Here is a 21,864-nt window from a genome sequence, read left to right as displayed (position 1 = left end):
AATTTAGCCCGTAATAAATTAAGTTAAAGCGAAAAGTTGAAGCTAATGCCTGTGATGTTGCGATCAAATTCGATACCCGGAACAGAGGAGGTTTTGTCTGTCATAGTGGTAAAAAATGTGACATCAATAAAGCGGCGAAACGCATATTTGACGCTGGCCGTATAAGCATCACCTTCATCTTCGCGGCTGACGCCGACATAGTCTTCTTCCATTCTGTTGTAGTTCAGCTGGGTTTGAACGGACTCTGTCCAGTTATGGGTCCACCCCAGTTGGTAGGTGGTTTCCTTGACGTAATCTCCGTCTTGCAACGGATCTTTGGCTCTGCGACCCGTACCAAGGTTAAAATGGCTGTAGCTAAAGGGTGACCAGTTCACATTCATTGCCCAGGCTAAACCGCTGAAGTCTTCCCGGCTGCTGTCATCAAATTTCTTATTCTGATAACCAATTTTGATGTCACCCGAGGTGATGGAGGTGATTTGCCATTCGGCACCCACTTTGACATGGCTATCTTTGCTGTCGCGTGTCGCTTGTGGGTCAATTAAGTCGTAACTGATATCCTCAACACTGCTCTGAAAAACTGCGGTGGTGCCAGATTGGGTGTCGTAATAAAAGTTAATACCACCAAGCAGCGAGTCGTAGTCACGGTACTGCGTCACTTCGTGTTGGTTCATATATTCTTTGTTGTAGTATTTGGTGCCGAAACGCAGCCGGGCCGGAGCCATGGTGCTGCCGTATTCATAATAACCAGAGACAGTTTGGGTGTTAAAGCGGGTAGGCTGGTCCTGATCTGTATTCAGGCCTTCCGTAATACCTGTGCCTCTGTCTTCATGGCCCCAGACTAAGTCTGCTTTAAGGTTTAGTTTGCCTTGTTCAGACAAACTGGTGTCAAACAGGCCGCCTAGCAAGACGTCGGTGAAATTATCGCCGCTGCTGTCAAAATAAGTGCCGTTAAAGGCCGCGGCGCTGAGTTCTGTTTTGCTGACGCCATCGTCCAGAACAGCCCTGACTGAAGGGGTCAGGGTGAAAATCCAGCTCTCGGTTTCGTTACTACTGCTGCTGGCGATATTGTTATCGTATTTTAAGCCACTGCTCAGAAGCGGTGTAATATCGAAGCCCGACTCTGTCTGAATAGACTGAGGATCGACTGCAAATGCGTCAATACTGGCGCATGCCAGTACTGTCATCATAGTTAACCTTGATTTCATGATTGATCCTTTAGTAAACGTTCTTTCCTGTAAAGCCGCGGAAAAAGGTTAAAAATACAATTTTCGTATCCCACCACAATGACCAGTTTTTGATATACGTCAGGTCAAACTCCACACGCTTTTCCATCTTCTCTAATGAATCTGTTTCACCACGCCAGCCATTGATTTGAGCCCAACCGGTAATACCTGGTTTCACTTTGTGTCTGAGCATGTAAAAGGCGACCAGCTTTCGATACTGCTCATTGTGGGCAACAGCGTGTGGGCGAGGTCCTACAACAGACATTTCACCTCTGAGTACATTGAGAAACTGCGGTAACTCGTCCAGTGAGGTGCGGCGTAGCATGGCGCCTAAAGGGGTTATTCTGGCATCGCCTTTTGTCGCCTGGACCACATGGGCTCCGTTGTCCTGCACTGTCATGCTGCGAAACTTGAACACCCGGATAGCTTTGCCATCCAAACCGTAACGATCCTGTTTAAACAACACCGGACCACGGCTGGTGATTTTGATGGCTACTGCTATCGCCAGCATAGGAATGGCCAGTACTAACAAAGCGATAAAGCTGACTGTGACGTCAAAAGATCGCTTTAACCAGTCATGGGCACCATAGTAGGGCGACTCAAATACACTTAAGGTTTCGACATCACCTATAGTGCTAAGTCGGGCATGCATCAGGTTATACAGCAGGAAATCAGGCACTATGTGCACATCGACTGTGGTATCGCCCAGGCGCTGAATAATGTCTGCAATGCGCTTATCTGCGGATAAAGGTAAGGTAATGTAGAGTTTATCGAAGGCTCCCTCGCGGGCGGACTCGACGCATTCATCAATCTTTCCCGTGATGGTTTTACCGCATTCAGGCAGACGGTGCAGTTCTCTGTCGTCGTACACATTGCAGAATTGCAGGCCAAGTTGTGGTCTGTTGGTCATTTCATCAATCAGGCGTTTTGCATTAACGGTGCAACCAATCACTGCCACACGGCGCAGATTGTAGCCATTTTTATGCAGGGTGTTTTTCAGGATCCTGGCAGCGATACGCCAGACTGAGGTATAACAAAAAGACAACGCAAACCAGCCGACTATCACCACTCTTGAATAGTCTGCGGTACTTTTTAAGCCAAAGGTAACAAGCTGCATCAAACTAAAAGCGACGAATAAACACAGCATGACCACAGCTATATTGCTGGTCACACTGCTGATACGCCAGGAGCGATACAACTGAACCGACTCCGCCGTATAGAGATAAACCGCCATGACCGAGAAATACAACATAATGTAACTGGTCGTCACGACTTCGCCATATAACTTCAGGCTCAGGTATAAGGCCGCGCCTATAGCGATGACGTCTAAAAATCTGTTCAGGAAGCCAAAACCGCTGTCTTCCGTTTTAAAACTTGTGGGCGTGTTCATAGCTACATCCTGTTAACCACCCTGAGAGGTTGACTGTCTCAGGGTGAAGTTGCTGTAGCAAAAAAACAAACCAATAAGGTATTGGTTTTATTCATTTGCCATTCCAATGACTGTGATCACAAGTCTTCACCGTCACCATACACAGCCAAATCTGACAAGTGTGTGCGCAGCCGCACACAGCAGATCCTTCACGCCTGTTAATCCGGAAGCTGCAACAGGGGCTGTGAGGCTAAGAGTGTTGATTCAGAGGAATTTTTTGGGGATGGGGGCTGTGCTGATGAGCTGATGGTCTTGCTCATATTTTATTTTTCGTCAAGATACTGATAAAGCAGGAGCAGATTTCTTCCGGTGATGAGTTAAAAAATAACCTGAAAAATAAACGGCGCTCTGAACTGTAGGCAGAATTTGGCTTGTTATGATATTTTCCTCACAACCTGGCCAGCAGATCCCGTTGTCAATACAATGCAGGAGCAATAACCTCTGGGGCTATTGTTTGACGCGTGGAAGCTTAGCTAAGGCTGCTAATGTCTGGCTTTGTCTTTAGTTTGAGCTGGTGGTTGCTTGCAGTTATGGGTATAACAACTGATTTATTGGATGACTAAAACTATTAGATGGAGTTATGTGTGAATGAAAAAGCATCTAAGCAGGGATTCAATAATTTTATTATTTGCAGTTGTGTTTTTTTTATTTTATTCGTTCTCTCATTTTTTTAAATACAAAAACCAAATTTTTGGTGCCGATATTATTTTGTCAGATGTGTTTTATGATGAATTTTTTATTTCCCGATATGGCTCAAACCATAAAGGCATGGGACAGAAGTATCAACTTAATAATTTGGAGGGGGACACCATATCTGTTTCTCCTGGTGGTTGGGCTTACAGTCTTTACCATAATAAACCTTCATTAGATCATGAGAAATTATTTGAAGCTGGATACGTAAAGGAACCCGAAGAACGAGTTGTTTTTATCCGTCAAAATGGAGTTGTGATTCTTGAATTAAATGATGGGGTTTCCATGGCAAATAATGGTTACAAGTCTGAAAAGTGGGTTGCGTTAGGTAACTTTTCAATTCTGTTTTTTATTGTTTACTTCTGTGTCCGTTCCATTAGGTGTGATTTAAGGGGCGAGGAAGGCTTTTATGTCTAAATGTTTCATGTGATGGGTTTGTTGGTTAATGCGGTTTAAATAAACTGTTTAAGAGGGGCTTCTATGTTTGGGCGATTGTGTTTTTCATCCGTTATGGTGTTTGTTTTTTTTCTTTCTATGCATAGTAATGCTGATGGTTTAAAAGATAGCAATCAAAAAGATGATATTTATACAAATGGGAGCAGTTGTGCTTATTACAAAAAATATCTGACTAGCTTTGTTAAAGATGGTTGGCTGGACCGTGGGGAGCTATTGTCAACCGTACCATATGCATATGCATCTTTTAAATCTGGTGATAATAGAATCATTACTCCTCTGTATTTAGCAGATCTAAATCGAGATGGGCTTAGTGAGTTAATTCACATGCTAGATATAACCTCTCCGTATCATATCGAAACTAAAATGTATATTCTTGATTCACTTGGTGAAGATGTTGCATTTAGCTTAATGCATAAAAAATACAAAAGCCCATATCATAAGTCTTTAATGAAAAAGATGACTGACAAATTTGTCTGGGATGCTATCAGTGACATTAATGATGAATCTGTCAGGCTTTCGTTGTCTGAAGATATTCTTAAGCTGAAAAAGCCAGATGACCCGTGGCGGTTATCTTTAGCTCATATTGATAATGATTTTTACCTTGTAGCAGATGGGGTTCAATCAAAAATTCTGGTTTTAGCCCGGTTTGCAGCTGAAGAAACTATAACGCAGGAAGTCGTCTGCGTATTTAACGATTTATTGTATTAATTTAAATCGCATCGGTTTAATTAGACTATGTAAAGGATATGTATGTGTAGTCGATTGTGTTTCTCTTCCGCTATGGCGTTTGCTTTTGTTCTCTCAATGCATAGTAATGCTGATAGTCTAAAAGAAACTATGCCAAAAGATGATCTTTATACAAATGGGAGCAGTTGCAGTTATTACAAAAAACATTTGAATAGCTTTGTTAAAGAGGGGGCGCTGGACCGTGGGGAGCTATTGTCAACCGTGCCTCGTGTGCCTGTATCCTTTAAATCAGGTGATAAAAGAGTCATGGCTTCAATGCGTTTGGCGGATTTAAATCGGGACGGGGTTACTGAGCTGATTTATATAGTAGATATCACCTCGCCTTACCATATTGAAACTAAGGTTTATATTCTTGATTCACTTAGTGAAGATGTTGCACGTAGTTTGATTGATAATAAATTTAAAAGCCCATATCATAAGTCTTTAATGAAAAAGATGACTGACAAATTTGTCTGGGATCCTATCAGTGACATTAATGATGAATCTGTCAGGCTTTCGCTGTCTGAACATATTCTCAAATTTAAAAAGGCGGATGACCCATGGCGGTTATCTTTAGCTCATATTGATAATGAGTTTTACCTTGTAGCAGATGGTGTTCAATCAAAAACTCTGGTTTTAGCCCGGTTTGCAGCTGAAGAAACTATAACGCAGGAAGTCGTCTGCGTATTTAACGATTTATTGTACTAATTTAAATAGTGCAGCTGTAGTAATTGGAGAGCTGAAAAACCAGCTCTCCAAACTTTTGCCTTATTTAGTAGCCGCTTTCATCTCTCGAACAAAAGCAGACAGTTCACTGAGTAAGGTTTCTGGCTGATGTTGATGTTTTTCAATGATTTGCACTATAGCTGAACCTGAAATAGCACCTGCTGCACCACTTTCAATCGCAGCTTTAACATGCTCTGGTTTGGAGATACCGAAGCCCAGTAAAGTAGGGGCTGCATTGTATTCTTTTAATCTGTTAATCAATGTGCTGGCAGGCATAGTGGCCTGAGTTTCAGTGCCTGTGACACCGGCACGGCTCAGGAGATACGTATAACCACGGCCATAAGAGGCCAGTTCACGTAAGCTGTCATCAGTGATATTGGGCGGCGCTATAAAAATAGGTGCTATGTCATGTTTCATAGCAGCGTTTCTGAATAACTTGCTTTCATGAAGTGGCACATCGGCGATCAGAATAGAATCGACACCGGCTTGTTGTGCCTGCTGGTAAAAGCTATCTATGCCTTTAGCCATCACCAGATTGCTGTACAGCAACAAGCCGATAGGAATGTCTTTGTTGTACTGACGAATACGGCCTATCAGCTCAAAACACTGAGCAGGAGTGACACCTGCGGCTAAAGCACGGATATTGGCGTTTTGGATCACAGGGCCGTCGGCTATTGGGTCGGAGAAGGGAATACCCAGCTCCAACGCATCGGCACCTGCGTCTATTAAAGTTTTAATAATGTCAAAAGACAGCTCAAGACCCGGATCGCCCATAGTGACGAATGGCACAAAAGCACCTTGTTTGGTATCGCTAAGGCGGCTGAATAACTGCTGATAACGTTGCATAAAAATCTCCTTAGCTGCGCTCTGCCATGTTGTTAGGTTTGATATGGGCTTCGCCGATAATCGAATAGACGTGGTTTAAATCTTTGTCACCACGACCGGATAAGTTAACTAAAAGCACCAAAGGTTCTGTGGCAGCAGCTGCCATTTTCAGCGCATGAGCTAAAGCATGAGAGCTTTCAAGCGCTGGAATTATGCCTTCTGATTTTGCCAGATGCTGAAAAGCGGCCAAAGCTTCATCGTCGTTAATAGCCACATATTCGGCGCGGCCTATGCTTTGCAGATAAGTGTGTTGTGGCCCAACAGCAGGGTAATCTAAACCAGCAGAAACAGAATAGGACTCTTCAATCTGACCATCTTTGGTTTGCATAATAGCGGTATAAGCGCCGTGCAAAATACCAAAGCTGCCAGTACTTAAGGCTGCACCGTGCTGATGGGTTTCAATGCCCATACCACCTGGCTCAATACCAATTAAGCGCACGCCGTCTTCTTTAATAAAATCAGCAAACATACCTATAGCGTTGGAGCCACCACCCACACAAGCCAGCACAGCGTCAGGTAATTTACCTTCGGCTTCCAGAATTTGTTGTTTGGCTTCTTCACCAATCATTTTCTGGAATTCGCGCACTATGGTCGGGAATGGGTGAGGGCCAGCTGCAGTACCTAATAAATAATGGCTGGTGGCATAACTGCCGGACCAGTCACGCATGGCTTCATTGACTGCATCTTTTAAGGTGCCTGAACCTGCGGTTACAGGAATAACAGTAGCGCCCATCAGCTTCATCCGAAATACGTTAGGTTGCTGACGGTCAATATCCTTAGCACCCATATAAATTTTGCAATTCAGGCCTAATAAAGCGCAGGCCAAAGCTGTAGCCACACCATGCTGACCGGCACCTGTTTCGGCAATAATGTCTTTTTTGCCCATACGTTTAGCCAATAAGGCCTGACCTAATACCTGATTGGTTTTATGCGCGCCACCGTGTAATAAGTCTTCACGTTTTAAGTAAATTTTTGCCAGTGGGTTAGGGGACACATTACGGCATAAAGTTAAAGGCGTAGGGCGTCCGGCATAGTCTTTTAACAGCGCCTGAAATTCGGCAATAAAAGCCGGGTCTTGCTGCGCGTCAACAAAAGCCTGTTCCAGTTGCACTAAAGCGGGCACCAGTAACTCAGGCACAAACATGCCACCAAAATCGCCAAAATAAGGGTTTAAATTTAATTTAGTCATGACTGAATTCTCTGATGTTCACAAATGCGTGTTGAATTTTGCCCGCATCTTTGATGCCGGGAGCGGATTCGAGGCCTGAATTAAGATCCACGGCCAGTACCTGATGTTTCAGTGCTGCAATCACATTGTCCGGATTTAAACCACCAGCCAGCATCACCTTTTTATCCAATAATTGTTCGTCCAATAACTGCCAGTTAAATTGCTCTCCTGTACCGCCTGGCTGCTCCGGATGATACGCATCCAGTACATAACGGTCAGCGTAGCGTGTCAGTGCAGGTAGTTGGTGTTGCACGCGGTAGGCTTTCCAGATCTCTGTAGTTTTTGGCAATAAAGGTCGCAGTTTTTGTAAATACAAGTCGGATTCATCACCATGCAGCTGCACTGCTGCCAGTTCTAAATCCCGTGCTGTTGCTGCTACGGTTTCCACCGCTTCATCAACAAAAACCCCGACATAATGCAGTTGTGGCGCGCCTTGTTGCACAGTTTTGGCTTGCTCAATGCTGACAAAACGTGGTGATTTTGGATAAAAAATCAGACCGCCAAAATAAGCACCGGCGCCATAAGCAGCAGCACTGTCTTCAGGGCGGGTTAAACCACAGACCTTATGTTCACCGCGAATTAAAGCGCGACAGGCAGTAGCTAAATCAGGCTGCGCCATTAACGAGCTGCCTACCAGATAAGCGTCGGCCACTTTAGCCAGTTGTCGTACCTGCTGTGAGCTGTAAATGCCTGATTCAGATACGATAGTAATACCCTCCGGGATCAGACGCGCCAGCCGGAAACTGGTTTCCAGGTTGGTATCTAAGGTGCGCAAATCTCGGTTATTAATGCCAATCAGTTCTGCACCTAAAGCCACAGCACGCAGGGTTTCAGCTTCGTTACTGACTTCAGTCAATATGGTCAGCTTTAAGCTTTTGGCAACCTTGACCAGTTCCAGATACTCCAGATCGTTCAGCACAGATAACATCAGCAGCACGGCATCAGAGCCCTGCAAACGGCCAAGATAAATCTGGTAGGCATCGATAATAAAATCTTTATGCAGCAGCGGCTGGTTCACTTTAGCTCTGACTTTCGCCAGATAATCGTAACTGCCCTGAAAAAACTTCTCGTCGGTCAGCACAGAAATGCAATCAGCGTACTGGCCATAAGCGGCACAAATTTCGTCTAAATCAAAAGGGCTGCGAATTAAACCTTTAGAAGGTGAAGCCTTTTTGCATTCCAGAATAAAGCGCGGGCCTTTTTGTTGCAGCGCTTTTAAAAAATTACGCTGGCTGGGTTGTACCAGCTCCTGAAACTGTTGCAGCGGCAGCTTTTGCTTGCGTTCAGCCACTTCCAGTTTTTTATGATCGATAATAGTGGTTAACACATTAGCCATGACTAAGTTCCCTTAACTGCGTCAATGTCGAAAAAGCCTGTCCTGAAGCCAAATGTTCAAGCACAGATTGGGTGAGCTGTTTTAAATCTTTGCCTTTGCCGCTGATATAAAGCATTGAAGCTACATTAGCCGCCACTGCCTGATTGTGTGCTGTTTTGCCAGCGCCCTGCAAAATGGCCAGCGTTGCTTTGGCATTGTCTGCCGGATTGCCCCCTTCAAGCTCGGCTAAGCTGACTGAAGGTAAAGCAAAATCTGAGGCTGTCAGTTCAAAGTGCTCAATAGCACTTGCTGTTACAGCGCTGACGTTGGTCACACCGTGCAAAGCAATTTCATCACAACCACTGCCATGCACCACCCAGGCTGCTTTGACTCCCAGTTGCTGCAGAGATCGCGCCATCACAGCGGTTAAAGCCGGATCGTACACTCCCAACAACTGATAATCAGGTTTAGCCGGGTTAATCAGTGGCCCAAGCAAGTTAAAAATGGTACGGCTTTTCAGTGCTGTACGCACCGGCATCGCATGCTTAATACCAGCATGATACAAAGGTGCAAATAAGAAGCTGCTGTTGCATTGATGAAGGGCTTTGGCTGCTGTTGCCGGGCTCATCTGAATGTTAATGCCCAATTGCTCCAGCAAGTCGGCAGAGCCGGACTGAGAGGATACGCTTCTGTTGCCATGTTTGGCCACAGGCAATCCCATACTGGCCGCCACTAGTGCTGCAGTGCTGGAAATATTGATGGTATTGGAGCCATCACCGCCTGTGCCACAACAATCTATGGCTCCTGCAACTGAAGCAGGGAAAACGGTAGCTGCAGCACGCATAGCAGCGGCAGCACCTGCTATTTCTTCTGCGGTTTCGCCACGCATTTTCAGCGCTACCAAAAGTGCTGTTAACAGCAAAGGTTCAACTTCGCCTTGAACTACAGCACTAAAAAAAGCGTGGCTTTGTTCAAAAGATAAAGCTTCACCTTTCAGGCTTTGCTGCACTAAAGCTAAAATTGGCTGGCTCATATTTTCGCTCCTGCGCTGTTCATTAAGTAGTCCAGACTTTGCTTCAGTAAAGGTTTTCCTAAAGTGGTCAGAATAGACTCAGGGTGGAACTGGTAACCCAAAGCTTTATGTTCTTCATGCACTACCGCCATAGGAATATGCTGATAGGCTGCTATCACCTGCAGCGAATTGGGGACTTCTGTTGCCATTAAGGAGTGATAACGAGCAACCGGAAATTGTTTAGGTAAAGCGCCAAACACCGGGTGATCGTGAAGTGTAATAACAGAGGTTTTACCATGAACAGTTTCACCGGCCCGGCCCACCATACCGCCATAATGTTCAACCAGCGCCTGATGGCCTAAACAAATACCCAGCATTGGAAATTTGCCTGCGCACAGTGCTATCAGCTCTGGCATGGAACCGGCTTGTGCTGGTGCACCAGGGCCTGGGGATAACAGCAAAACCACAGGCTGTTGTTCCTGCGCCATTTTTTCGAATATATAAGCAGCAGGCACCGTATTACGATACAGCTTTAAGCTAAAACCTAACTGCGCCACTTCATCGACCAGGTTGTAGCTGAACGAATCTAAATTATCTAAAAGATACACAACACTCATTGCGCCGCTCCTGCAAAGTCGACCAGGTTGTAGCTGAAGGAATCTAAATTATCTAACAGATAGACCACACTCATACGAAAGCTCCTGCAGACTGAATAGCGTTAATCACCGCCTGAGCTTTGCTGCGGGTTTCATCTGCTTCGGCTTGCGCCACACTGTCGTACACCACACCTGCGCCAGCCTGAATATACGCCATGCCGTTTTGCACATAAGCCGAGCGAATGACGATACAGCTATCAAAATCGCCATTGCCAGCCAGATATCCGACAGCACCGCCATAACTGCCACGGCGCTTTTTCTCGACACCACGAATAAGTTCCGCCGCCCGTACTTTAGGCGCGCCCACCAAAGTGCCCATATTCATACAGGCCTGATAGGCATGAAGTGCATCCAGTTCAGTTTTTAAAGTGCCGACCACACGGGAGACTAAATGCATGACGTAGGAATAACGGTCTACTTTCAGCAGCTCTTTAACATAACGACTGCCCGGCACACTAATACGGGCTACATCGTTACGGGCCAAATCGACCAGCATTAAATGTTCGGCTTTCTCTTTTTCGTCCTGACGCAGCTCCAGCTCAATGCGGCTGTCTAAATCGCGGTCTATGCTGCCATTCTCGGCAAAACCACGGCGGCGAGTGCCTGCTATAGGGTAAATTTCTACTTGGGCTGTGGCCGCTTCATACTTCAACGCCGACTCAGGAGAGGCACCAAATAAGCTGAAATCTCTGTCCTGCAGGTAAAACATATAAGGGCTGGGATTTTGTTGTTTCAGTTTGGCGTAGGCTGCTTGTGGATCAGGGCAGGGCAAGCTGAAACAGCGTGATGGCACCACCTGAAATACATCACCTGCCACTATGTTTTGTTTCAGCGCTTCCACCTGAGCGACAAAATCTGCATCACTGATGTCGACTTTCACTTCAGCTGCAGCTACAGATTGTGCAGTGGTTGCCTGAGCAGGCTGTTGCAACAGTTGCTGTAGTTCTGACAGACGCTGTCCTATCACAAAATACTGTTGCTGGGCTGCAGCGCCACAAAATACATTACCAATCAAGCGGCTATTGCCTGCCTGATGATCAACCACCAACAAGGTTTCAGCCAAATAAAACAGATAATCAGGGCATTGGTTTTCAGCAGTAGGCACTTCAGGTAAGTCTTCTACCATAGCCACTAAATCGTAACCAATCACACCCCCTAAAAAAACTGCCAGTGGCTCGTCGCTGTTGTTCTGCAGTTGCTGTTGCAGCAAACGCAATACTGTCAGTGAGTTGGGCAATAATAAACGGCTTTCTTCATCCAGCAGTGGGTCTGCTTTGGCAAACTGTACTGTCAACCCGCGATCTTCAAGTTGCAGTTCTGCTTTGCCTTGTAGCAAGGACGCCAGATAAGGTAATAAGGTTTTGCCATTATCGGTTAAAGCTTCAACCTGAACCCGTAAGCCGTTGCATTCAATACGTAAAGCCGCATCAATCAGCATCAAGCTTTTTAAGCTGTTTTTGCTGTCAATTTCAGCTGATTCTAACAATAACGCCATTTGGCCCTGATTGGTCAGGGCCCTGAAGCTTTGTAGCGGATCAGGCTGAATACTCAGCGTCTGGCTAAAGCTGGCTACTTGCCCTGTGGTACTGGTGATTTGTTGTAAGTTCATGTTTTATCCTGAAATTTATATTAGAAAGCCCGCATCAAGCGGGCTTTTTGGCTGTGTTCGGACAATAATTGTCCGGCCCGCTAACCAGGAAATCGCCACCAACGCCAGAATCTTTGTTGTGCCATTTTCATTTTTGCAAACCTGTTTTTGTTAAAAGCCTTGATAAAACTCTGTAAAAAGACATAAAAAAAGCCCGCATCTTTCGAAACGGGCCTGGTTTTATAGCGAATACAACGCCTCCACACGCCCGTTAAGGAGTATGCCACCACCAAATGTGAGTTTGAGTTGTTGTCTGAAATTGCATTGGCTATAAATCCATTCTTGTGCTTTATCTTGAAAACGCCTCTATAAAACCCTGAATTCAAATGGCCGTCAAGCCCTGTTTGGTTATAACAGTAAATAAAAACGTATAAGTGGATAGAAGGCTAAAAGCTGTGGCCAGTTCTGACTTCAGAAAATCGAGCCTCCAATGTGCTTTTGTGGCACAATGACGGCCGTTTATTCAGGTACTTCTCATGAAAATTGATTTACACAGCCACACTTATTGCTCAGATGGCGTATTAAGCCCAACCGAACTGGTTGAGCGAGCCGTCAGTAAAGGCGTGGATGTGCTTGCCATTACCGACCACGACACTATTGCTGGACTCGCCGAAGCCCGTGCCGCTATTGTCGAAAAACAGCTGCCTTTAACCTTGATCCCTGGTGTGGAAATATCCACCAGTTGGTACGAGTTTGAAATTCATATAGTGGGTTTAAATATCAATACCGACTGCCCGGTGTTTTTACAGCATTTAGCTGCCCAGCAACAACGCAGAGTAGAACGTGCTGAAGAAATGGCACGTCGATTAGAGAAAAACAAAATACCGGACGTGCTGGAAAACGTGTTGAAAATTGCCAATGGCGCTGCGTTAACCCGCACTCACTTTGCCCGTTATCTGGTACAGATTGGTAAAGCCAGCTCAATGAATTCAGTGTTTAAAAAGTATTTAAGCCGCGGTAATACGGGTTATGTGCCAAACAACTGGGTGCCACTGCAAGACGCTGTACAGTGGATTTTAGCCGCAGGCGGTACTCCGGTTTTAGCCCATCCGTTGAAATACAAACTGAACGGCCGTTGGCTGACCCGTTTAGCGGAAGAGTTTTCTGCCGCTGGTGGCAAAGCTATGGAAGTGGCGTCTGCCCAGATGACGCCAGTGCAAAAACGTCAGGTCTGGATGCTCTGTCAGAAGTTTGGTTTAACGGCATCAGCTGGGTCTGATTTTCATCAGGAAACGCCATGGAATGAGCTGGGCCGCCAACTGTATTTTACCGATGATGTGACTCCGGTGTGGCACGACTGGTTGTTGCCAGAACCTGAATCAGCGCAGCTTTCATCTTGATTTTTAACAAATTTATTGCTATTGCTTAAACATACTTTAGTGACAAGTGCAGAGAATAAGAAGAATTTATGAGCCAGTTTTTTTATGTTCATCCTGAGAATCCGCAGCAACGTTTAATCAAACAGGCTGTGCATATTATCAAGCAAGGTGGGGTGGTGATTTACCCTACAGATTCTGGTTATGCTTTGGGTTGCCATATAGGCGATAAAGCGGCGCTGGAGCGCATTTTGCAAATCCGTCAGATGAGTACAGAACATCACTTTACGTTGATGTGCCGCGATTTTTCTGAGTTATCTGTGTATGCCAAGGTAGAAAACAGTGCCTTTCGTTTAATTAAAAACCACACCCCTGGTGCTTATACTTTTATTTTAAAAGGCACTAAGGAAGTACCTAAGCGTTTGTTAAACGACAAGAAAAAGACCGTAGGTTTACGTATTCCGCAAAACAAAATTGCGTTGGCGCTATTGGAAGAGCTGGGTGAACCTATGATGTCGAGCTCTTTAGTCTTGCCTGGCAATGATTTTGCTGAAGCGGATCCGGAAGAAATGCGCGACCAATTAGAGCGTCAGGTGGATTTAATAATTCACGGTGGCGTGATTGCTGAAAACCACACCACAGTGATTGATTTATCCGAAGACAACCCTGTAGTTATTCGTCAGGGTGCAGGCGATAGCAGTGCTTTCATCTAACTTTGGGTTGGAAATCCGGTTGAACAGTGATGTCTGAGTCTTTAGCCGACAGCTTTTCCAGCCTGACGATACAGCAGCCGTTACCGCTGGCTTTTGTTCGCGGCGAGGCTGTGCTGGATAAGCCGGAAGACTTATATATTCCGCCTGAAGCGCTGTCGGTATTGCTGGAAAGTTTTGAAGGCCCGCTGGATTTTTTATTGTATTTAATTCGTCGTCACCGCTTTGATATTGTTGATTTACCTATCAACGAAATCACCCTGCAATATATGGAATACATTGATTTAATGCAGGATATGAACTTTGAACTTGCAGCAGAATATTTGTTAATGGCCGCTATGCTGGCGGAAATTAAATCGCGCTTATTACTGCCGCAGCATGATCATAAAGCCGATGACGAAACCGACCCCAGAGCTGATTTAGTCAGGCGTTTGCAGGAATACGAAATTATCCGTAAAGCCGCCACTGACATGGATTTATTGCCACGCCAGGAGCGGGATTATTTTCAGGCTAAAGCTGGATTAGATGATAACTTTGAACCTTATGTGATTTTGCCAGAAGTGTCTTTGCAGGAAATTTTGCTGGCACTGAAAGACATTGCCAAACGCGCCAAAGATTTTCAGCATCACCAAATTAAAAAAGAGCATTTATCTACCCGCGAGCGTATGAGCAAAATTCTGGAGTTGCTAAAAGGCCGCTCTGACTACCTTGAATTTGCCGAGTGTTTTGAGTTAGCCGAAGGGCGACAAGGTGTGGTCGTCAGCTTTTTAGCTATTCTGGAGCTGGTGAAAGAGAAGCTGATCCAAGTCATACAAGTAGAAGCTTATGGTCAAATCCATATCAAATCTTCATAATAGCGGCCGTATTTGAAGCTACAGGCAAAGGAGAGGGCATGGCGAAAAAAATTAACGAGCAACAACTGCTGCAGTTAGTCGAAGCCGCTATTTTTGCCTCTGATAAACCTTTGTCTGTGAATGACTTACAAAGCACAGTGCTGGAAAGTTTTGAGTTAACCCGTAAACGTTTGCAACAGGCCTTAAGTCAGTTGCAACAGGATTATTTAGGCCGGGGTATTCAGTTGATTGAAACCGCCTCTGGTTTTCGGTTTCAAACCCGCGCTGATTTAAGTGAATATCTGGCCTTACTCTGGCCGGAGCGTTCGCCGCGTTATTCCCGTGCTGTGCTGGAAACTTTGGCTTTGATTGCCTATCGTCAGCCTATTACCCGCGGTGAAATTGAAGAAGTACGGGGCGTGACTGTCAGCAGTCAGATTATGCGTACTTTGCTCGACCGTGGTTGGGTCAAAGTGGTAGGGCATAAAGAAGTACCGGGTCGTCCTGGTTTGTATGCCACGACGCCAACATTTTTAGATTATTTTGGCTTAAAGGATTTAAGCGATTTACCTGCTCTGGCCGAGTTTCAAGCAACGCCGGATTTTTTTAACCCAGTCGTGATGACTGAAGAGATACATTAAATCATGAGTGAAAAACTACAGAAAGTGCTGGCGCGATCCGGTGTTGGATCCCGCCGCGAGATGGAAGAATACATCAGTGCTGGACGTGTGACTGTGGATGGCAAAGTGGCGTCATTAGGCGACCGCATCAATGCAAATCAACAAGTGCGGGTCGACGGCCATCCGGTCAAAATTGCGGCTGAAGCTGAACAGGTATGCCGTGTGATTGCCTACCACAAACCTGAAGGCGAAATTTGTTCGCGTATCGACCCTGAAGGCCGTCCTACTGTATTTGACCGCCTGCCAAAAATTAAAGACTCCCGCTGGATTGCCATTGGCCGTTTAGATATCAATACCAGCGGTTTATTGCTGTTCACCACAGATGGTGAAATGGCCAACCGTTTAATGCATCCGAAGTTTGAAGTAGAACGTGAATATGCAGTACGGGTATTTGGTGATGTCAACGATGCGATGATCCAGAAACTGCGTTTAGGCGTGGAGCTGGAAGATGGTAAAGCTAACTTCAAAAAAGTAAAAGCTATGGGCGGCGAAGGTATTAACCGCTGGTTCCATGTAGTACTGACGGAAGGTCGTAACCGTGAAGTTCGCCGTATGTGGGAATCTCAGGGCGCTGTAGTCAGCCGCTTAATTCGTATTCGTTACGGTGATTTGTTATTGCCTAAACATTTACCTGCAGGTGGTTATGCCGAATACCCGCTGGAAGATGTGAACTACTTACGTAAGCTGGTGCATTTGTCGGCCGAAACTGAAAGTTTAATGAAACCGGAAGACCGCGATGAACGTCGCCGTCGTATGGCTGGTATTAAACGTGCGGTACGTAAACATCAGATCATGGTGCAGTCGGGCGTTAAACCTGAAGTGGTGAGAGCAGAAAAAGCAGCAGCGGCTGAAAAAGCCAAAGCGAAAAAACCAAAACAAACTCAGAAAAAACGTACCCGCATCTGATCCAGCCCTGACTTTTGTAACTTTCGGGTCAGAGGAAACACTCTGACCCAAACTAAATTCCGCTTTATTTCATTCAGTTAGCATTAATTTATCTGGTCGGACATCAAAATGACATCTTTGCGCGTCTAACTTAGTACTGAAGTTAAGTTATTAAGCCTGAGGAGATGTGCGATGAATGTATTAGAGCTTAAATTAGGCATGGTATGCCAGACCAAAAAAGGTATAGGTATAGTAAGCTGGATTGATGCGCAGGACAGAGCTGTGTATTTATCTGATCTGGACAATAAAGATCAGCATATAGCTGTATCTTTTGACGATCTGCAGGACGAACCTCAACTGCATCAGAAAGCGGATATTTATTACTGAGCTTGTGATAGCAGTCCTTTATTACTAAAGACCCGTTGAACCCATCAACGGGTTTTGTTATTTACTTGTATCTGCCTACCTTGTTACTGTAACTCCATCATCCCCTTCGAGAAATATCAATGAAAACCATAGGCTTAATAGGCGGCATGAGTTGGGAGTCGACTATTCCTTATTACCGTCAAATCAATCAGTGCATTAAGCAGCAACTGGGCGGTTTGCACAGCGGCAAAATCATTTTATACAGTGTGGATTTTGCGGAAATAGAGCAGTTGCAGCGCAGTGGCGAGTGGGACAAAGCCGGTGAGGTGTTAGCGCATGCCGCACTCAGGTTACAGGCAGCTGGTGCTGATTGTATTGTGCTTTGCACAAACACCATGCATAAAGTAGCAGCCAGCATTGAAGCCGCTGTTACTATTCCACTGTTGCATATAGCTGATGCGACGGCCGAAGCTATAGAGCAAGCTGGTTTGAAAAAAGTCGCCTTATTAGGCACCCGTTTTACCATGGAGCAGGATTTTTATAAAAAACGTCTGACAGAGCATTATGGTTTAGAGGTGCTGGTGCCGGACGAAGCTGCTCGGGCAGGGGTACATCAGGTGATATATCAGGAATTATGCCTCGGGATAGTGAAGCCGGAGTCACGTCTGCTGTATCAACAGATCATGGCCGATTTGGTAGTTCAGGGCGCAGAAGCTATTATTTTGGGCTGCACTGAAATAGGTTTATTGGTAAGCGCTGAGGACTGTACAGTGCCGTTATTTGATACCACAGCTTTGCATGCACAAAAGGCTGCAGACTGGGCATTATCCCCGTCGTTCTTGAAGCCGCAGCTTTGTTGATTTTTTGATTTGATGAGACGGGCGCGGATAGACCACGCCCCTACAGGTCGCCGCGCTGCAACTCCAATTACTTAGGAGATCGGGGCTGTGGGTAGAATAAGGAATTGATGATGTTGTATTTATACCTCGAAGTGGATTTATCGGATGATGATGCCGATTTAGCTGAAGTTGCGCGTGATTGTGGTCATACGCTAAAGCATCCTCAATTAACTGACTGGCATTTGCTGGGTGTAACTGACTGGCATGGTCATGCTTGTCTGGAATTTCAGCTGGAGATGAAAGAGCCAGTTGCAGAGGCTGAGCTGCACCAGTTGATCAGTGACATCCAGGTGCAGATTTCACACCCGGCTGTATCCGCCAGCCGCACTATGCTGGTTAGTGATAAACAAGAAAGTTAGCTTTTTAAATCAATACGCTGGTGAATATTGTGCCACTCGTCCGGGAATTTGCCCTGCAGCACATAAGAAAAGGCGATGAGCTCAGCGATGATAACATACAGCTCTTTTGGGATATCAGTGCCCAGCTCAATACGTTGCAGTACTTTCACCAGCTCTTCATCTTCATGCACCAGTACGCCATGTTCTTTGGCTGTGGCGATAATGTCCTGCGCCAGTTCGCCATGTCCTTTGGCAACAATCTGCGGTGCATTTTTACCGTCATAAGCCAGAGCTACTGCGCTGGCGTCTATGTCTGTGTGATCAGGAGTTTTAGTCACGTCTTTCATGCTCTACACCCGAATGGCCAGCAAGCTGGTGGTTTTGGGCATTAAACTATCCGGAATTTTCCCAAGCTGGCAATGTGCTTCTGTCACTTCTATGCCCTGAGCTTTGCATCTGTCTTTTAACAGCGGCAGGTATTTTTCGGCTAACAGTTTGAGTACTGTGGTGTCGGTGTAGAGCTGCAAGGCTAAGGAGTTTCCTGAAAACTTGCTGATCGCCAGCAACTGCCCCAGCTGTTTTAAATCAAACTTCATCGATAACTGCCATTGGGTTGATTTACCTTTGCCTTTGTCCTGATCCTCTTCCTGTTGGGTGATGGCGATCTGGCAAAAATCTGATACCTGCTGATTTTGGATCGGCAGAGTTAAAAACAGCTGTTGCAGCGGATCTTTACTTTGTTGTTCCAGCGTAGACAACTGGGCATGTTGCAGCGATGAGCTTTGGCTCGACAGCTGTTTTAATAACTGACTGCTTTGGTTTTGATCCAACTGAGCGACAAATTCTTTCAGCTTATGCTCTTTATTCACTCCTTTGTCATTTTGTGGCAGGCTTTGCCCCAAACGGCCTAATAATAACTGAATAGCCACAGCTAAGGTGCCAGCTGCAGTTTGCGGCATAGTCACATTCTGCAGCGGGTTAAATTGCAATAAGGCCTGTAGCTGAGCCGGTAGTTGGGCCAGATTAGTCATCTTACTGGCGTCGGGCTGGCTTTGCCGCACTAACTGTAAAATAGCTTTGACTGCTTCCGGTAACTCCGGCACTTCGGCCAGATTTTCCCATTCGGGATTGAGCATAGGCAATAACTGTCGCCAGGCCTGATTAAGCACAGCAGGTTCTATTTGTGGTTTCACAAATTTAGTCGCTTCCACTGGGCCTGATACAGTCTGGGGTTGTGCGGTTTTAGAGCTTTGTAATTGCAGTACTTTGGGCTGAGGCTCTATCTGTATGGTTTTTTGTTCTGGTATAGCTTTGAGTTGCAACTGGCCCTGAGGGTTGAGTTGTAACTGATACGCAGGGTCTGCCAGTTGTTGTTTCATTGCCGCAGGCAAAGGCAGCTGTTTTAATTCGTTTAAACTCAGCACCACACCAGAGACAGCTGTGGTCAGCGCTGGTAATACCAAAGGCAAAATACGCTGCTGTACAACCGCTGGTAACGGAATAATAGTCTGAGCTTGCAAAGCCACAGGGGCTTGGGTATTGATTTGAGTTTTGCTCTGGCTTTGGGCCTGGGTTTGAACCTGAGGCTGAGATTGAGTCTGGGTCTTTACCACGACAGGCTGTGGCTGATTTTTTACAGGACCTGATGTGGTTTCGTGTTTAAGCGGCACCGTTAGCAGCTCTGTGTTTTTTCCCTGAACCACAGCAGAAGCAGTTTTGCTTTGTGGTAGGTCCGTAGCTTTGCTGCCTGCAGTCTCTGGTTGCAAAGCCGCTTTTGCTAATACCAGGCTTAACTGACCAGCTTTTAGTTGCAGTTTTGCATTTAGCCATTGCGTGGCCGGCAAGCTTTGCAGAACTGCGGGTAAGGGCAACTGAACTTTATTTTGTCCCAGTTGCAAAATCAGTTGCTGTTCCAGACGCTGTATTTGCACTGGCACTTGTACTACTTTGGCGCTGCTGCCGTTTTGCTGCGGTTGCAGTTGACTGGTGAGTTGAGCCGTTAACTGGGCTGATACCTGAGTTGAGCTTTGCGTGGCCTGTGGCGAACTGAGCTGACTACTGAGCTGGGTTACTAGCTGTTGCAATTGCGGCTGAGTTAACTGCACTGGCATAGGCTGAGGGCCATTCTGACTGAGCTTTAACTGCAACTGACCTGACAAGGCCTGACTCAATTGCACCATGAGCTGACCTTGCAAGGCAGGTAAGTTCAGTTTGGCGTCCTGAATAAGCACCATACCAGAGGCTGTATGCAGCTTTAACTGACCTATACCGTCTTTGCCAATATTCAGCAAGGCCTGATAATTCTGCTCTTCCACCAGCACAGCAGCGGGTACAGACCCTTTGGTCAGGGCACTTAACGCGCTATCTATCGTTATCTGGTTCACTTCTATTCAGGTCCATTGTTGGTTATCAGGCATAGTTGCACAGATATATCGGCAGTTGTGGTTTTGATCTGAAACATTAATTTCTATAAAGCCCGCTGTTTCAAGGTTATAGCGCATTCGTATTCTATTGCCAATATGCTAAGATGCCGCGACTTTTTTTGGGAGTTTACCCTTTGTCGATAATTTTGGCCGCCGAAGCACTAAGCTGTGTCCGCCAGGACAGAGTGTTATTTGAGAACTTAAATTTTCAGTTAAATGCAGGGCAAGTGCTTTATATTCAAGGAAAAAACGGAGCCGGTAAAAGTTCGCTGTTGCGACTGCTGGCCGGTTTGTCCTTGCCTGAAGACGGTCAGATTTTATTCCACGGTAAACCTTTAAGCTCTGTGGCTGAGTTTTTTTCTGAACAACTGCTGTTTATTGGTCATCAGAGTGGTATCCATCCTCAACTGACTGCCTTACAAAATTTAGCGTTCTGGTCGGCTTTAACCGAACAACAGGTGGCAGATCCTTATCAGTTATTAGGCTCTTTAGGTTTAGCTGGTTTAGAGGATATTCCTTGTTTTATGCTCTCTGCCGGTCAGCAGCGCCGTGTCTCTTTGGCTCGACTGTGGTTCACAACTAAACCACTCTGGATACTGGACGAACCTTTTACCTCCCTGGATCAACAGTTGATTGCCAGACTGGAACAACATTTTTTACAGCATCTGTCTGCAGGTGGCGTCATTGTTTTGACCAGTCATCAGGCCTTGTCCGCTTCTTACCCAGAGCTTCAGGCGATAGAACTGGAGTACAGATGGTGATGTGGCGTTCTTTAATCAAACGCGAATTACAATTGCTGGGGCGGCAAAAAGCCGACTGGCTCAATCCGCTGGTGTTCTTTTTGTTGGTGCTGAGTTTGTTCCCGCTGGGGATTGGCCCGGAGCCGGGTATGCTGAAACAAATAGCGCCAGGTTTAGTCTGGATAGCTGCACTTTTAAGTGTGTTGTTGTCGGCTGAACGTTTATTTAAAGATGATTACCGTTATGGGGTGATAGAACAATTAGTGGCAGGACGACAGGGCTTGTTTAGCTATGTCACGGCGAAAATTTGTTGCCATTGGTTATCGACAGGTGTGCCCTTAATTCTGGTGTCGCCTTTAATTGCGGTGTTGCTTGGGCTGGACTGGCAAAGCTGGCAGGTTTTAGTAGTGACCCTGATGCTGGGTACGCCCGTATTAAGTTTATTGAGTGTATTGGGTGCTGCATTAACTATGGCCGCAGACAAAGGCGGTATATTGCAGGCACTGATTATTTTACCTTTGTATATTCCGCTGCTGATTTTTGCCAGTGGTGCTATGGAAGCCGCAGCAACAGCTTTGCCTTATACAGGGCAATTGGCTGTACTGCTGGCCTTTTTATTATTCGCCTTAGCGCTGGTGCCTCTGGCCGTGCGTCAGGCACTTCGAATGAATGTGGGGTAG

Annotated in this window: 23 protein-coding genes; 13 read left to right on the top strand and 10 right to left on the bottom strand. The window is 45.8% G+C overall.

The features are described from left to right. Positions 1–23: 23 nt before the first annotated feature. A complete protein-coding gene (locus tag RHEIN_RS07650; protein WP_008898405.1) occupies positions 24–1,205 on the bottom strand; it encodes an outer membrane beta-barrel protein in 1,182 nt (393 codons plus the stop codon). Between the two features lie 10 nt (positions 1,206–1,215). Further along, on the bottom strand, positions 1,216–2,613 hold the full coding sequence (locus tag RHEIN_RS07645) for an undecaprenyl-phosphate glucose phosphotransferase (protein WP_008898404.1): 1,398 nt from the start codon (positions 2,611–2,613) through the stop codon (positions 1,216–1,218). A 627-nt stretch (positions 2,614–3,240) separates the two neighbouring features. Between RHEIN_RS07645 and RHEIN_RS07640 the strand changes: the two genes are divergently transcribed. From RHEIN_RS07640 to RHEIN_RS07630, 3 genes are all read left to right on the top strand, one after another. Next, the gene (locus RHEIN_RS07640) at positions 3,241–3,759 is read left to right on the top strand and encodes a hypothetical protein (RefSeq protein WP_008898403.1); all 519 of its coding nucleotides are present in this window, start codon (positions 3,241–3,243) and stop codon (positions 3,757–3,759) included. A 63-nt stretch (positions 3,760–3,822) separates the two neighbouring features. Continuing rightward, positions 3,823–4,506 carry a hypothetical protein gene (locus RHEIN_RS07635; RefSeq protein ID WP_008898402.1) on the top strand — a complete coding sequence of 228 codons (684 nt, stop codon included), beginning with the start codon at positions 3,823–3,825 and terminating at the stop codon, positions 4,504–4,506. 42 nt (positions 4,507–4,548) lie between these two features. Further along, positions 4,549–5,232 carry a hypothetical protein gene (locus RHEIN_RS07630; protein ID WP_008898401.1) on the top strand — a complete coding sequence of 228 codons (684 nt, stop codon included), beginning with the start codon at positions 4,549–4,551 and terminating at the stop codon, positions 5,230–5,232. A gap of 60 nt (positions 5,233–5,292) precedes the next feature. Here RHEIN_RS07630 and trpA read toward each other — a convergent pair whose 3' ends face one another. The 6 genes from trpA to RHEIN_RS07600 form a co-directional block, all read right to left on the bottom strand. After that, positions 5,293–6,096: a tryptophan synthase subunit alpha gene (gene trpA / locus RHEIN_RS07625; RefSeq protein ID WP_008898400.1), complete on the bottom strand. Its 804-nt coding sequence runs from the start codon at positions 6,094–6,096 to the stop codon at positions 5,293–5,295. Between the two features lie 10 nt (positions 6,097–6,106). Further along, entirely contained in the window at positions 6,107–7,324 is a 1,218-nt protein-coding gene (gene trpB / locus RHEIN_RS07620) for a tryptophan synthase subunit beta (protein ID WP_008898399.1), read from the bottom strand. Then, positions 7,317–8,699 (bottom strand): bifunctional indole-3-glycerol-phosphate synthase TrpC/phosphoribosylanthranilate isomerase TrpF, encoded by a 1,383-nt coding sequence (gene trpCF / locus RHEIN_RS07615; protein ID WP_008898398.1) that lies wholly within the window; start codon positions 8,697–8,699, stop codon positions 7,317–7,319. Before trpCF ends, trpB begins: the two co-directional genes overlap by 8 nt. Next, positions 8,692–9,711, bottom strand: coding sequence for an anthranilate phosphoribosyltransferase (gene trpD, locus RHEIN_RS07610; RefSeq protein WP_008898397.1), 1,020 nt, complete (start codon positions 9,709–9,711; stop codon positions 8,692–8,694). The genes trpCF and trpD overlap by 8 nt, the downstream gene beginning before the upstream one ends. Then, complete coding sequence (locus RHEIN_RS07605) at positions 9,708–10,307, bottom strand: aminodeoxychorismate/anthranilate synthase component II (RefSeq protein ID WP_008898396.1); 600 nt, start codon at positions 10,305–10,307, stop codon at positions 9,708–9,710. The genes trpD and RHEIN_RS07605 overlap by 4 nt, the downstream gene beginning before the upstream one ends. 70 nt (positions 10,308–10,377) lie before the next feature. Then, on the bottom strand, positions 10,378–11,955 hold the full coding sequence (locus tag RHEIN_RS07600) for an anthranilate synthase component 1 (protein WP_008898395.1): 1,578 nt from the start codon (positions 11,953–11,955) through the stop codon (positions 10,378–10,380). Between the two features lie 515 nt (positions 11,956–12,470). On the opposite strand from RHEIN_RS07600, the gene rnm reads away from it, so the two are divergent. The 8 genes from rnm (at position 12,471) to RHEIN_RS07555 (ending at position 18,042) form a co-directional block, all read left to right on the top strand. Then, on the top strand, positions 12,471–13,334 hold the full coding sequence (rnm, locus tag RHEIN_RS07590; protein ID WP_008898394.1) for an RNase RNM: 864 nt from the start codon (positions 12,471–12,473) through the stop codon (positions 13,332–13,334). Between the two features lie 68 nt (positions 13,335–13,402). Then, on the top strand, positions 13,403–14,023 hold the full coding sequence (locus tag RHEIN_RS07585; RefSeq protein WP_008898393.1) for an L-threonylcarbamoyladenylate synthase: 621 nt from the start codon (positions 13,403–13,405) through the stop codon (positions 14,021–14,023). 29 nt (positions 14,024–14,052) lie between these two features. After that, on the top strand, positions 14,053–14,874 hold the full coding sequence (locus RHEIN_RS07580; protein WP_008898392.1) for a segregation and condensation protein A: 822 nt from the start codon (positions 14,053–14,055) through the stop codon (positions 14,872–14,874). 38 nt (positions 14,875–14,912) lie between these two features. Next, the gene (gene scpB, locus RHEIN_RS07575; protein WP_008898391.1) at positions 14,913–15,494 is read left to right on the top strand and encodes an SMC-Scp complex subunit ScpB; all 582 of its coding nucleotides are present in this window, start codon (positions 14,913–14,915) and stop codon (positions 15,492–15,494) included. Between the two features lie 3 nt (positions 15,495–15,497). Beyond that, positions 15,498–16,439, top strand: coding sequence for a 23S rRNA pseudouridine(2605) synthase RluB (gene rluB, locus RHEIN_RS07570; RefSeq protein ID WP_008898390.1), 942 nt, complete (start codon positions 15,498–15,500; stop codon positions 16,437–16,439). A gap of 171 nt (positions 16,440–16,610) precedes the next feature. Beyond that, complete coding sequence (locus RHEIN_RS07565; RefSeq protein WP_008898389.1) at positions 16,611–16,805, top strand: hypothetical protein; 195 nt, start codon at positions 16,611–16,613, stop codon at positions 16,803–16,805. A 119-nt stretch (positions 16,806–16,924) separates the two neighbouring features. Continuing rightward, positions 16,925–17,644, top strand: coding sequence for an aspartate/glutamate racemase family protein (locus RHEIN_RS07560; protein ID WP_008898388.1), 720 nt, complete (start codon positions 16,925–16,927; stop codon positions 17,642–17,644). A 107-nt stretch (positions 17,645–17,751) separates the two neighbouring features. After that, complete coding sequence (locus tag RHEIN_RS07555) at positions 17,752–18,042, top strand: hypothetical protein (protein ID WP_158005471.1); 291 nt, start codon at positions 17,752–17,754, stop codon at positions 18,040–18,042. Here RHEIN_RS07555 and RHEIN_RS07550 read toward each other — a convergent pair. After that, entirely contained in the window at positions 18,039–18,368 is a 330-nt protein-coding gene (locus RHEIN_RS07550; protein ID WP_008898386.1) for an EscU/YscU/HrcU family type III secretion system export apparatus switch protein, read from the bottom strand. The two genes, RHEIN_RS07555 and RHEIN_RS07550, sit on opposite strands and share 4 nt — an antisense overlap. A gap of 3 nt (positions 18,369–18,371) precedes the next feature. Continuing rightward, the gene (locus tag RHEIN_RS20345; protein WP_008898385.1) at positions 18,372–20,405 is read right to left on the bottom strand and encodes a flagellar hook-length control protein FliK; all 2,034 of its coding nucleotides are present in this window, start codon (positions 20,403–20,405) and stop codon (positions 18,372–18,374) included. Between the two features lie 173 nt (positions 20,406–20,578). Here RHEIN_RS20345 and ccmA point away from each other — a divergent pair, with 173 nt between their 5' ends. Beyond that, positions 20,579–21,205 (top strand): cytochrome c biogenesis heme-transporting ATPase CcmA, encoded by a 627-nt coding sequence (gene ccmA, locus RHEIN_RS07540; RefSeq protein WP_008898384.1) that lies wholly within the window; start codon positions 20,579–20,581, stop codon positions 21,203–21,205. After that, a complete protein-coding gene (gene ccmB, locus RHEIN_RS07535; RefSeq protein ID WP_008898383.1) occupies positions 21,199–21,864 on the top strand; it encodes a heme exporter protein CcmB in 666 nt (221 codons plus the stop codon). Before ccmA ends, ccmB begins: the two co-directional genes overlap by 7 nt.

This window comes from Rheinheimera sp. A13L, assembly GCF_000217935.1.
GTDB lineage: Bacteria > Pseudomonadota > Gammaproteobacteria > Enterobacterales > Alteromonadaceae > Pararheinheimera.
Note: the sequence above shows the minus strand (reverse complement) of the source record. Positions and strands in the feature narration are given on the sequence as shown.